10 protein-coding genes are annotated in these 12,207 nt (G+C 72.3%); 8 read left to right on the plus strand and 2 right to left on the minus strand.

Features of this window, described 5'->3' with window-relative positions; translation table 11 throughout:
- Window positions 1-50: 50 nt before the first annotated feature.
- From GGQ69_RS02370 to dnaG, 5 genes are all read left to right on the plus strand, one after another.
- A complete protein-coding gene (locus GGQ69_RS02370; RefSeq protein WP_183524113.1) occupies window positions 51-1,460 on the plus strand; it encodes an aromatic acid/H+ symport family MFS transporter in 1,410 nt (469 codons plus the stop codon).
- A gap of 206 nt (window positions 1,461-1,666) precedes the next feature.
- The gene (locus GGQ69_RS02375; RefSeq protein WP_183524116.1) at window positions 1,667-2,767 is read left to right on the plus strand and encodes an iron ABC transporter substrate-binding protein; all 1,101 of its coding nucleotides are present in this window, start codon (window positions 1,667-1,669) and stop codon (window positions 2,765-2,767) included.
- 32 nt (window positions 2,768-2,799) lie between these two features.
- Window positions 2,800-4,464 carry an iron ABC transporter permease gene (locus tag GGQ69_RS02380; RefSeq protein WP_183524119.1) on the plus strand — a complete coding sequence of 555 codons (1,665 nt, stop codon included), beginning with the start codon at window positions 2,800-2,802 and terminating at the stop codon, window positions 4,462-4,464.
- Complete coding sequence (locus GGQ69_RS02385) at window positions 4,461-5,579, plus strand: ABC transporter ATP-binding protein (protein ID WP_255459396.1); 1,119 nt, start codon at window positions 4,461-4,463, stop codon at window positions 5,577-5,579. The genes GGQ69_RS02380 and GGQ69_RS02385 overlap by 4 nt, the downstream gene beginning before the upstream one ends.
- A 66-nt stretch (window positions 5,580-5,645) precedes the next feature.
- Window positions 5,646-7,550 carry a DNA primase gene (dnaG, locus tag GGQ69_RS02390; RefSeq protein WP_183524122.1) on the plus strand — a complete coding sequence of 635 codons (1,905 nt, stop codon included), beginning with the start codon at window positions 5,646-5,648 and terminating at the stop codon, window positions 7,548-7,550.
- Between the two features lie 10 nt (window positions 7,551-7,560).
- On the opposite strand, the gene GGQ69_RS02395 is transcribed toward dnaG, so the two are convergent.
- Window positions 7,561-8,244 carry a PepSY domain-containing protein gene (locus GGQ69_RS02395; RefSeq protein ID WP_183524125.1) on the minus strand — a complete coding sequence of 228 codons (684 nt, stop codon included), beginning with the start codon at window positions 8,242-8,244 and terminating at the stop codon, window positions 7,561-7,563.
- Between the two features lie 164 nt (window positions 8,245-8,408).
- Between GGQ69_RS02395 and aroQ the strand changes: the two genes are divergently transcribed.
- Complete coding sequence (gene aroQ, locus GGQ69_RS02400; protein ID WP_183524128.1) at window positions 8,409-8,864, plus strand: type II 3-dehydroquinate dehydratase; 456 nt, start codon at window positions 8,409-8,411, stop codon at window positions 8,862-8,864.
- Between the two features lie 85 nt (window positions 8,865-8,949).
- Here aroQ and GGQ69_RS02405 read toward each other — a convergent pair whose 3' ends face one another.
- Window positions 8,950-10,359: an MFS transporter gene (locus GGQ69_RS02405; RefSeq protein WP_183524131.1), complete on the minus strand. Its 1,410-nt coding sequence runs from the start codon at window positions 10,357-10,359 to the stop codon at window positions 8,950-8,952.
- Between the two features lie 146 nt (window positions 10,360-10,505).
- Between GGQ69_RS02405 and GGQ69_RS02410 the strand changes: the two genes are divergently transcribed.
- Window positions 10,506-11,264 carry an IclR family transcriptional regulator gene (locus tag GGQ69_RS02410; protein WP_183524134.1) on the plus strand — a complete coding sequence of 253 codons (759 nt, stop codon included), beginning with the start codon at window positions 10,506-10,508 and terminating at the stop codon, window positions 11,262-11,264.
- Window positions 11,265-11,304: 40 nt separating this feature from the next.
- On the plus strand, window positions 11,305-12,204 hold the full coding sequence (locus GGQ69_RS02415; protein ID WP_183524137.1) for a shikimate dehydrogenase: 900 nt from the start codon (window positions 11,305-11,307) through the stop codon (window positions 12,202-12,204).
- The last annotated feature ends 3 nt before the right edge of the window (window positions 12,205-12,207 follow it).

Raw genomic sequence — 12,207 nt, forward strand, 5'->3', positions numbered from 1 at the left:
GCGCCCCGCGCCCCATCCCCGTCAAACGATCGCCCCGTCCCGGAGGTTCCATGTCCACGTCCACCACCACCCGCCCCGCCGGCGGGTCCGGTTCACTCGTGTTGCGCGGCCGCAACTGGGTGGCCCCGCTGTGCTGGTTCGCCGTCTTCCTCGATGGCTTCGACGCCGTCGTCCTCGGCGCCATCATGCCGATGCTCACCTCCGACCCCACCATGGGCATCGACAACGCCGACGGCACCGTCATCGCCACCGCCGGGCTCGTCGGCATGATGGTGGGCGCCCTCGGGATGGGCTGGCTCACGGACAGGTTCGGCCGCCGCAATCTGCTCATGGGCGCCGTGATCGCCTTCTCCGTGCTGACCTTCGTCACCGGTTTCGCCCAGGACGCCTTCACCATCGGGCTGCTGCGCTTCCTGGCCGGCCTCGGCCTGGGTGGCTGCCTGCCCACCGGCATCTCCATGGTCACGGAGTTCGCCGGGCACAAGAAGGGCTCCAACGCCACCACGCTGATGATGACCGGCTACCACGTGGGCGCCGTCGTGACCGCCCTGCTGGCGATCTGGGCCGCCGCCAACACCGTCTCCGGCTGGCGGGAGATGTTCTTCATCGGGGGCCTGCCCGCCCTCGTCCTCGTGCCGCTGATGTGGCGCTTCCTGCCGGAGTCCCCGGACTACCTGCTCTCCAGGGGACGGATCCAGGACGCCCACACCGTGGCCGCGCACTACGGCGTCGAGATCGACGAGGACCCCGAGCGCGCCTTCGTCGATGCCTCCCCGGAGCGTGCCGGCACCGAGAAGCAGGGCGCCTCGTTGCTGCTCTCCGCCGCGTACCGCCGCAACACCGTGTTCATGTGGATCGCCTCCTTCATGGGGCTGCTGCTCGTCTACGGCCTGAACACCTGGCTGCCCCAGATCATGCGAGCCGCCGACTACGACCTCGGCAACTCCCTGGGCTTCCTCGTGGTGCTCAACGCCGGCGCGGTCATCGGCCTGCTCGTCGCCGGACGGGTGGGGGACGCCATCACCCCGCGCAACGCGGGCATCATCTGGTTCCTGGCCTCGGCCGTGCTGCTGGCCGCCCTGGCGATCAAGCTGCCGCTGCTGGGCATCTACGTGATGATCTTCATCACCGGCTGCTTCGTGTTCTCGGCGCAGAACCTGGTCTACGCCTTCGCCGCCACCAACTACCCGCCGAAGGTCCGCGGCACGGCCCTGGGCATGGCCGCCGGGGTGGGCCGCCTGGGCGCCATCTCCGGGCCGATCATGGGGGGCACCCTCGTCACCGCGGGGATCGCCTACCCCTGGGGCTTCTTCGGCTTCGCCGTCGCGGGCGCCCTGGGCGGCCTGGCGGTGACCGGCCTGAGGACGATGCGCCGCGCGCAGCGGGACGGCTCCGGACGCACCGGTGGCGACGCCGGCGCGGTCGCCGGACCCGCCGAGCGCACCCCGGCCGGGGTGTAGTCCTCTCCCTGTCCCCGCTGGGCCGGCCCCGGGGTGGTCTCGTCCGACGGGCTCACCACCGGGGCCGTCCTATTGCGCAAGGACGGCGTTGTGTATTCTGGGTGCTGCTCGGGTTAGGTGAGACTTACCTCACCCCCGGAGCCTCGGCGGACTCGGAAGGGCGCGCCGGGATCTCCCCTCCAGAAGTCCGGACAGGAAGTCAGCCGATGAACCACCGCCGTACCCCCGTCGCCCTCACCCTCCCGCTCGCCGTGGTCCTCGGCCTGACGGCATGCTCGGGCGGACAGCCCTCCACGGACACGGCCACCGCGCCGGCCCCGGACACCGCCGCGGCCACGGCGGAGGGGACCACGGGGTCCCCGGCCGAGGGGGACGGCCAGCTGACGCTCTACTCCGGCCGCAACGAGGAACTCGTCCAGCCGATCCTGGACCGGTTCACGGAGGAGACCGGCATCGAGGTCGACGTGCGGTACGGCGACACCGCCGGCATGGCCGCCCAGTTGCTCGAGGAGGGCGACCGGTCCCCGGCCGAGGCGTTCCTGGCGCAGGACGCCGGTGCCCTGGGCGCCGTCTCGCGGGCCGGACTGCTCGAGGCCCTGCCCCAGGAGACCGTCGACGCCGTGCCGGAGTCCTACCGCTCCGCGGACGGGGACTGGGTGGGCCTCACGGGCCGGTCACGGGTCCTGGTGTACAACCCGGAGCAGGTCTCCGAGGACGAGCTGCCGCAGTCGGTGGACGAGCTCGTCTCGGAGGAGTGGAGGGGCCGGGTCGGGGTCGCGCCGACCAACGCCTCGTTCCAGTCGTTCATCACCGCGATGAGGGTCATGGAGGGGGACGAGGCGGCCCGGGCATGGCTGGAGGACCTGGCCGCGAACGACCCCCAGATCCGGGAGAAGAACGGCCACATCGTGGCGGACGTGGACTCGGGCGCCATCGACGCAGGCCTGGTCAACCACTACTACGTGCACGAACTCGCCCAGGAGAAGGGCGTGGACCCGGAGGACCTGTCGGTCCGCATGCACTTCTTCGGGGCCCAGGACACCGGCGCCCTCGTCAACGTCTCCGGTGCGGGGCTGGTGGGGGACCAGCCCGACGGCGATGCCCAGGCCCTCATCGACTACCTGCTGTCCGAGGAGGGCCAGGCCTACTTCGTCGAGGAGACCAACGAGTACGCGATGATCGAGGGCGCGGAGGCGCCCCAGGGCGTGCCCTCCCTCGAGGAGCTCGAGGCACCCAAGGTCGACCTCAACGACCTCGACGACCTGGAGCAGACGATCGAGATGATCACGCAGGCGGGGCTGCTCTGACCTCCGCCCGCCGTCACCCCGCGCTGACCGTCGTGGCCCTCGTGGCCACGGCGGTCGCGCTGATCCCCCTGGGCTACCTGCTGCTGCGGACCGGCCAGCAGGGGCTGCCGGCCTGGCTGGACACCGTGTTCACGTGGCGGTCCGGCCGGCTGGCGGCCACCTCGGTGGCCCTGGCCGCCGTCGTCACGGCCGCGAGCCTGGTGATCGGGGTGGCCGGCGCCTGGCTGGTCACCAGGACCGCCGTTCCGCACCGGCGGTTGCTCGCGGTCCTGCTGGCCCTGCCGCTGGCCGTGCCCTCCTACGTGGCCGCCTTCACCTGGGTGTCCGTGGCCGACCTCTGGAACGGGGCGCCCGGCGGGCGCTTCGAGGGCTTCACGGCGGCGTGCGTCGTCCTGACCCTCTACACCTACCCGTATGTCTTCCTGCCCGTGGCCTCGGCGCTCAGCCGGGCGGACGCGGGGCAGGAGGAAGCGGCGCGCTCACTCGGCCGGGGGCCGTTCAACACGCTGATGACCGTCACGCTGGCCCAGGTGCGGCCGGCGATCGTGGGAGGGGGCCTGCTCGCCTCGCTGTACGTCCTCTCGGACTTCGGGGCCGTGTCCATCCTCCGGCTCGACACGTACACCCGGGCCATCTACACGGCGCACACCGTGGGGTTCAACCGGGACCAGGCGCTGTCCCTGGCTACCCTGCTGGTCCTGCTGACCGGACTCATCCTGTGGGGTGAGGGGGCCACGCGCCGGGCGGGCACCCGCTACGCCTCCACCCGGCCGGGCCGTCCCCCCGTGGTGGCCGACCTGGGCGCCTGGCGCTGGCCCGCCGCCACCGGACTGTGGGCCGTGGTCCTGGTGGCCCTGGGAGTCCCGGCGGTCTCCCTGGTGCGGTGGACCGTGGCCGGAACCTCCCTGGCCGACGCGTGGGGGCGCATCGGCGAGGCCGCGGCCGGCTCCCTCACGCTGTCCCTGCTCGGCGCCGTCGTGACCATGGTGCTGGCCCTGCCGATCGGGATCCTCGTGGCCCGGCACCACGGGCGGCTGACCCGGTTCGTCGAGCGGGCGGTCTACCTCGCGCACGGGCTGCCCGGCATCGTGGTGGCCCTGGCCCTGGTGTTCTTCGGCGTCACCGTGGTCCTGCCCCTCTACCAGACCTCCTGGCTGGTGGCCCTGGCCTACGCCACCCTGTTCCTGCCCCTGGGCGTGGCGGCCGTGGTGGGCGCCGCCGCCCAGGCCCCGCCGTCCCTGGAGGAGGTCGGCCAGTCCCTGGGAGCCACTCCCGCGGAGGTGTTCCGGCGGGTGACCGTGCCGCTCACGCTGCCGGGCATCGGCGCCGGCGCCGCACTGGTCTTCCTGGCCGCGATGAAGGAACTGCCGGCCACCCTCCTGCTCCGCCCCACCGGCATGGAGACCCTTGCCACCCGGCTGTGGAGCGCCACGGGCGTCGGGCGGTACGCGGAGGCGGCACCCTACGCGCTGTTGCTGGTCCTGCTCGCAGCGGTCCCGACCTGGGTGATCGTCCAGCGCTCGGGGATCGTCCGGCCGGCTCCGTCCGGCGCCACCCCGCCCGAGGACGGCACGCTCCTCGCACCGGCGCCCGCGGCACCCCTGATGGTCGACTCCGTGGCCGGCGAGGTCGGCAACCTCGGGGCCGTCACGGGCACCACCACGCTCCGACGACCCGCAGAGGACGTTCAGTCATGAGATCCACCGTCAACCCCGCCCCCCTGACAGGGTCCGGACCCCGGGACCCGGCGCCGCCCCCCCGGCTCGCGGTGGACCTGGCGGGGGTCGCGAAGTCCTACCGGTCCCACCCCGTCCTGCAGGACGTGGGCCTGCAGCTCGAGCAGGGCGGCTTCCTGGCGGTACTGGGTCCGTCGGGCTGCGGCAAGACCACCCTGCTGCGCTGCATCGCCGGCTTCGAGCGCATCGACGGGGGGCGTATCGCCCTGGGCAACCGGGCCGTGGCCCTCCCCGGGACACACGTGTCCGCGCACCGGCGCCACGTCGCCGTCGTGCCGCAGGACGGGGCCCTCTTCCCGCACCTGTCCGTGGCCGGGAACGTCGGCTTCGGCCTGCCGAGGACGCAGCGACGAGGGGACGCGCGCATCGAGGAGTGCCTCGCGCTGGTGGACCTGGCCGGGCTGGGCGACCGCATGCCCCACGAACTCTCCGGCGGCCAGCAGCAGCGGGTCGCCCTGGCGCGGGCCCTGGCGCCGCGGCCCCGGCTGGTCCTGCTCGACGAGCCCTTCGGCGCCCTCGACGCCTCGTTGAGGGTGGAGCTGCGCCGTGACATCCGGGCCGCGCTCCACGAGGACGGGGCCACCGCCATCCTGGTCACCCACGACCAGGACGAGGCCCTGTCCATGGCCGACCGCGTCGTCGTGCTGCGCGAGGGCCGGGTGCGCCAGGACGCGGTCCCGTCGAGGGTCTACGCCCAGCCCGCGGACTCCTGGGTGGCGTCCTTCGTGGGCGACGCCGACCTGCTGCCGTTCACGGGGACGGACCCGGGCGGACGGGCCCGCACCGCGGTTGGCCCGGTGGAGGTCCGCTCGGGTGGGCCGGGGGCCACGCACCTGGTCCTGCGGCCCGAGCAGGTCCGCATCGATCCGGTGGGGACCGGGGCGGTCGAGGGCCCCGTGGTCACCGTGCGGGACGTGGAGTTCTACGGACACGACACGCTCACCGCCCTGACCCTGCCGGACGGAACCGTGATCCGCTCGCGTTCCCTCGCGGCAGCGGCCGCGGCCGGTGACAGGGTCCGGGTCCGCGTGGTGGGCCCGGTCTGGGCCGTCCCGGACGGCGGACACCCACGGTGACCCCCGCCCGGCGGTCCGGTGGACGACCGGGCCGGGCGCACCCTGTCCACGCCTAGACTGGAGGGCATGGCAGGTCTGATCAAGCGCGAGGACATCGATCGTGTCCGCGAGCGCACGGACCTCAAGGAGATCGTGGACGCCTTCGTCACGCTCCGGGGCGCCGGGGTGGGCTCCTACAAGGGCCTCTGCCCGTTCCACGACGAGCGCAGTCCCTCCTTCCATGTCCGCCCCTCGGTGGGGACCTACCACTGCTTCGGCTGCGGGGAGTCCGGGGACGTCATCAGCTTCCTGATGAAGATGGAGCACACCACCTTCGCCGAGACGGTGGAGCGGCTGGCGGCCAAGGCCGGGATCGAGCTGCACTACGAGGACGGCGGGACGGGCCCGGACCGTGAGCAGGTCGGCCGGCGCCAGCGGCTGCTGGAGGCCAACAAGGTCGCCGACGAGTACTTCCAGTCCCAGTTGCGCACCGAGGGCGCGGCCACCGGGCAGCAGTTCCTGGCCGGCCGCGGCTTCACCTTCGAGCACGCGGCGCAGTTCAACGTGGGCTACGCGCCGCAGGGCTGGGACAACCTCCTGAACCACCTGCGCCGCAAGGGCTTCCGGGACGACGAACTGAAGCTCACCGGACTGTTCTCCGAGGGCCAGCGCGGGATCTACGACCGCTTCCGCGGCCGGCTCGTCTGGCCCATCCGGGACATGACCGGGGCCACGATCGGCTTCGGCGCACGCAAGCTCTTCGAGGACGATCCCGGGCCGAAGTACCTCAACACCCCGGAGACGCAGCTCTACAAGAAGTCCCAGGTCCTCTACGGCATCGACGCGGCCAAGCGGAACATCGCGAAGAAGCGCCAGCTGGTCGTGGTGGAGGGGTACACGGACGTGATGTCGGCGCACCTGTCCGGCGTGGACACCGCCGTGGCCACCTGTGGCACCGCGTTCGGCTCCGACCACGTCAAGATCGCCCGCCGGCTGATCTCGGACGACGGCACCGGCGGGGAGATCATCTTCACCTTCGACGGTGACGCGGCCGGCCAGAAGGCCGCCCTGCGCGCCTTCGAGGAGGACAGCAAGTTCCTGGCCAGGACGTACGTGGCCGTGGAGCCCTCGGGGCTCGACCCCTGCGACCTGCGCCAGGAGAAGGGGCCGGAGGCCGTGGTCGCCCTCATCGACTCGCGCCGGCCGCTGTTCGAGTTCGCCATCAAGGCGGGGATGAAGAACTTCGACCTGGACACCGTGGAGGGTCGTTCCGGCGCGCTGCGCCATGCCGCCCCCATCGTGGCGGGGATCCGGGACTCCGTCGTCCGCCCCGGGTACGAGCGGGAACTGGCCGGGTGGCTGGGCCTCGACCAGTCGACCGTCCACCAGGCCGTGCAGCGCGCCCAGCGCGGCGCCGCCTCATCGGCGGACGCCCGGCGGGGGGAGCGGCGGTCATCGGCGGGGGAGGACCACCGGCCCGACGGCGACCCGGCCGCGTCCGGGCGGCCCCCCGGGTTCCAGCGTCCGGACGCCCGCGACCCCGCCGCGCGGATGGAGAAGGAGGCCCTCGAGGTGGTGCTGCAACAGCCGACGCTGCTCTCCGCCGAGCAGTGGCAGGCGTTCTACTCGGCCGACTTCAAGGTGCCGGCCTACGCGGTGGTGCACTCCGGGATCCGGGCCGCCGGGATGGCCGGGGCCACCCCTTCGCAGTGGGTGGAACAGGTCCGTCAGGAGGTGCCGGTGGAGCTGGCACCGCTGGTGGGGGAGCTGGCGGTCACGCCGTTGCCGGCCCGCACGGACGAGGACCTGATCCGCTATTGCCGGGACATCATGAACCGGTTGTTCGAGCTGCAGATCACCCACCAGAAGGCCGAGCTCCTGGGCCGGCTGCAGCGCATGGGCCCCGCCGGGGACCCGGCCGAGTTCGCGGCCCTGAACCGGCAGTTGCTCGACCTGGAGATGAAGCGGCGGTCCCTGCGCGCACGGGACTGAGGTTGCCCGCTCAGCGGTCCGGGGTGACCTCGCCGGTCATGGCGTCCACGTGCAGCTTCTCGCCGTCGTCGCCGTTCTCGCGGTCCAGCTCCACCTTCCACACGAGGGTGCCGCCCTCGTCATCCAGTTCCATCTCGTCGATGGTCTGGCCCGCACGGCCCTCCAGTGCGGCCCGGGCGGCGTCCTCCGCGGTGACGCTGGCATCCCGCGCGCGGCGGAGGTGGTCGTCGTCGGTGTCCCTGCCGTCCTCGCGGACCGCGCCGTCCGAGGACACGGTGAGGTCGAGGATCTCACCCTGCAGGTGGGCCTCGATCTCGTAGGACGAGCCGTTGTCCTCCCGGTCGACCTTCACGACGAAGGCATCCGGGTGCTGGCCCAGGGCCGCATCGATCGCGGCGTACGCCGGGTCCTCCTCGCCCGTGCCACCCGTGCCGGTGGTGCCGGTGGCCCCGGCGGGGCTCGAGGAGTCGTCCTCGGCCGGTGTCCCCGTGCCGGGGGAGGACTCGGCGGGCGAGCTCTCGATCGGGGCAGTGGTGGCCGTGGCCGTCGTGGTGGCGCCGCCGTCCGCCGGGGTGCCGTCGGCCTCCGGCTCGGCGGTGGAGCAACCGGTCAGGAGGGCCAGGGCGAGGAGCCCGGTCCCGGTCATCGCCAGCGGCTTGGTGTACGTGGTCTGGGTTCCCGTGTTCTCCGTCATGGCCCCAGTGTGCCAAACACGGATGAGATGTCCATGGGCGACCGGCGGCGCCATGGAGCGAGGGCCCGGACCGTGCATGGGGGAGACTGGAGACGGCCCCGCCGGACCCTCTCCGGCGCGGTGCCCGACCCCCGCCCGCCTGCCCCGAACCCCTGGAGGACCCGATGGCCGACGCCGCCGACAAGCCCGTCTTCGTACTCAACGGACCCAACCTGAACCTGCTGGGCCAGCGTGAACCGGAGAAGTACGGCAGCACGTCCCTGGAGGAGGTGCGCACGATGTGCGAGCAGACGGCCGCCGAGCATGGCCTGACCGTCGACTTCCGGCAGTCCAACCACGAGGGCACCCTGGTCGACTGGATCCAGGAGGCCCGCACGGCCGGCCGCGGCATCATCCTCAACCCGGCCGGGTACACCACCACGTCCATCGCGATCCTGGACGCGCTGCTGGCGGCCGAGCTGCCGGTGATCGAGGTCCACATCACGAACATCCACCAGCGGGAGGAGTTCCGGCACCACTCCTACGTCTCCAAGGCCGCCGTGGCGGTCATCGCCGGAGCCGGAGTGCACGGATACCAGCTGGCCCTGCAGCACATGGCCCGGCTGGTGTCCGGGCGGTAGGACCCCACCCACCACGACGACGGCGCCCGCGAGTCTCGCGGGCGCCGTCGTCGTCGCGGCAGGTCCGGTCAGCCGGCCGGTGACCTCACCGGGCGGTGCCGGCGGGGGTGGTGGTCCGGTCCAGCCGGGCGAGCTCCGCCGCCTCCGTGCGGGTGGTGTGCAGGGCGTCGATCCCGTCCAGGGACAGGTCCTTGGTCTCCTTGGCCGTCAGGGCCGCCGTGCCGGAGATGAGGCACGCGATGCTCACGACGATCGCCACGGCCAGCCAGTTCGTGCCCTCGGCGCCGGCCACCGCCGAGGCGACGATCGGCGTCAGGCCGCCGGAGACGGCGAAGCCGATCTGCGTGCCCATGGCCAGGCCGGTGACCCGCACGCGGGTGGGGAACATCTCGGCGTAGAACGAGGGCCAGATCCCGTTCGCCAGGGAGTAGAAGCACCCCGAGAGGGTGGCGCCGAAGAGGAAGATCAGCGTCCAGTTCCCGGCCTCGATCGCCGAGAGGTACGGGTACATCATCACGGCCGGCCCGATGACACCGGCGAGGAACACCGGCTTGCGCCCGATCCGGTCCGCCAGCACGGCCGCCAGGGGGATGACCACGAGGGCCACGGCATTGGCCAGCACGGCGACCCACAGCATGGTGGGCCGGTCCAGCCCGACCACCGAGGTGGCGAAGGACAGCGACCAGACCAGGAAGACCACGTTGACGGTGTTGATCATCGCGGCGCAGGCGATCCGGGCGACGGCCGCCTTGTGGTACTTGACCATCAGGGCCAGCGGGGTCGCCGGCTTCTCATCGGGCAGCGCGGTCTTCGTCTGCTCGAAGGCCGGCGGTTCCTCCAGCTTGCGCCGGATGACCCAGGCGACCACGACCACCACGGCGGAGAGCCAGAACGGCACGCGCCAGCCCCACGAGAACAGCTGCTCCTCGGTGAGCAGCAGGGTGAACGGGATGAACACGGCGGTGGCCAGCAACGTGCCGAACTGGGTGCCCTGCAGGGTCCAGCTCGTGGTGAACGCGCGGCGGTGCTCCTCCGAGTGCTCGAGGGACACGGTGATGGCGCTGGCCTGCTCACCGGAGGCCGACAGGCCCTGGATGATGCGGCAGAGCACGAGCAGCGCGGGGGCGAGCATCCCCGCCTGGTCGTAGGTCGGCAGGCAACCGACGGCGAAGGTCGCCCCGCCGATCATGAACAGGGTGAGCATGAGCACGAACTTCCGGCCCAGGCGGTCCCCGAGCGGACCCATGATGAGCGCGCCCAGGGGGCGCACCACGTAGGCCACGCCCACGGTCGCCATGGACAGCAGGATCGCGACGCCGGGCGAGGCGTCGTCCGGGAAGAACAGGTGGTTCAGGACGAGCGCCGCCGCGGTGCCGTAGACGGCGAAGTCGTAATACTCCAGGGCGGACCCGATCCAGGCGGCCAGGGCGGCCTTCCTGGGGGTCTTGACGTGGGTGGCGCCGTGGGCGCCGGCGTCAGGGGCTGCATGGGTCATGACGGGGTCCTTGGGTTGTCCATCTTCAGGGAGAGAGCGGGGGCGAATCCCCTCCGCAGACGTGGAGTTCTCGAATATTGGGAGTAACTCCTGTATGTTAGGAATGAGCATGGCGCACATCACAGCGGAGTGTCAAGGAGGCACGCATGGCGACGGTCCAGACCGGCACGGTCGGCAAGGCCCTGGAGATCCTCACCGTGGTCGGGGAATTCCCCGAGGGCGGCACGGCCGCGCAGGTCGCCCAGCGGGTGGACTACCCGTTCAGCACCGTGCACCGGCTGCTGTCCACCCTGACCGAGACGGACTTCCTGTCCTATGACCCCCGGGACAAGCGCTACTCGCTGGGGCTGCCCGTCTTCCAGCTGGGACAGCAGGTGGCACACCGCCGCGGGTTCACGGCCACGGCCGCCGCGGTGCTCTCGAGGCTGACCGAGGCGACGGGGGAGAGCTCGATCCTGTCCGTGCTGGACCGCGGGCGTGCGCTGACCGTCCACACGGTCGACGGGCCGCAATTCCGCACGACCACCGATCCCGGGGGATACAGCCCGCTGCACACGAGCGCGATCGGCAAGGCGCTGCTGGCCTTCACGGACGAGGAGACCCGGGAACACCTGCTGGCGACCGTGGACCTGACGCCCCGCACCGAGCACTCGGTCACCGACCGCGCCGTCCTCGCCCGTCAGGTCGCCGAGGCCCGCGCGCAGGGCTGGGCCGGGCAGTCCGAGGAGAACGACATCGGCATGGCCGCCATCGCGGTCCCGGTCCAGGACCCCTCGGGAGGGCTGATCGCGGTCGTGGCGCTGGCCGCCCCCCTGTTCCGCTGCGACCTGGAGGGGCTCAAGGGCCACCTGCCCGCGCTCCTCGCCGCCGCCCACCAGCTCTCAATCCAACTGCCCCCGCGCTGAGGCGCGTCCACCCACCACTCACCACCGCGAAGGAAACCGCATGAGCACAGTCGCAGAGTCCTACCTCGTCGGGCTGATCGGGGACGGGATCACCGCCTCCCTGACCCCGCCGATGCACGAGAGGGAGGGACGCGAACAGGGACTGCACTACCTCTACCGTCCCGTGGACGTGGCCGCCCTCGGGTTCACCGGGGACCAGGCCCAGCGCCAGGCGCCCCTGCTGCTGGAGTACGGCCGCCGGCTGGGCTTCAACGCCTTCAACATCACGCACCCGTTCAAGCAGACGATCATGGCGCACCTGGACGAGGTGGACGAGGACGCGCGGAACCTCGGGGCCGTGAACACCGTCGTGTTCGCCGACGGGCGCTCGGTGGGTCACAACACGGACTTCTCCGGGTACATCACCGGCCTGCGCACCACGCTGCCGGAGGCGGACCTGACCTCGGTGGTCCAGCTGGGCGTCGGCGGCGCCGGTTCGGCCGTGGCCTACGCCCTGCTGCGCGCCGGTGCCGAGGAGCTGGTGCTGATCGACCTCGACGCGGACCGGGCCGGTGCGCGGGCCGCCGACCTGCAGGAGCAGTTCCCGGCCCAGCGGGTGTCCGCCCGGCCCCACGGAGAACTGCGGCAGGCCCTGGCCCGGGCCACCGGCTTCGCGCACTGCACGCCCGTGGGCATGCACCTGCACCCCGGCATGCCGGTGGCCGCCGAGTGGCTGCGGGCGGGGATGTGGGTCTCGGACGTGGTCTACCTGCCGGTGGACACCGAGCTGATCGTCACCGCGCGGGACCGGGGCTGCGCCGTGGTGGACGGCGGGACCATGGCCGTGGGCCAGGCCGTGGACGCCTTCGGCCTGGTGACTGGGCGTCCGGCCGACGCGGGTCGCATGCGCCGCCACTTCCTGGACCTCGTGGCCGCCCAGTCGACGGGGCGGGGTGCGTAGAGT

The organism is Micrococcus sp. TA1 (genome assembly GCF_014199555.1).
GTDB lineage: Bacteria > Actinomycetota > Actinomycetes > Actinomycetales > Micrococcaceae > Citricoccus.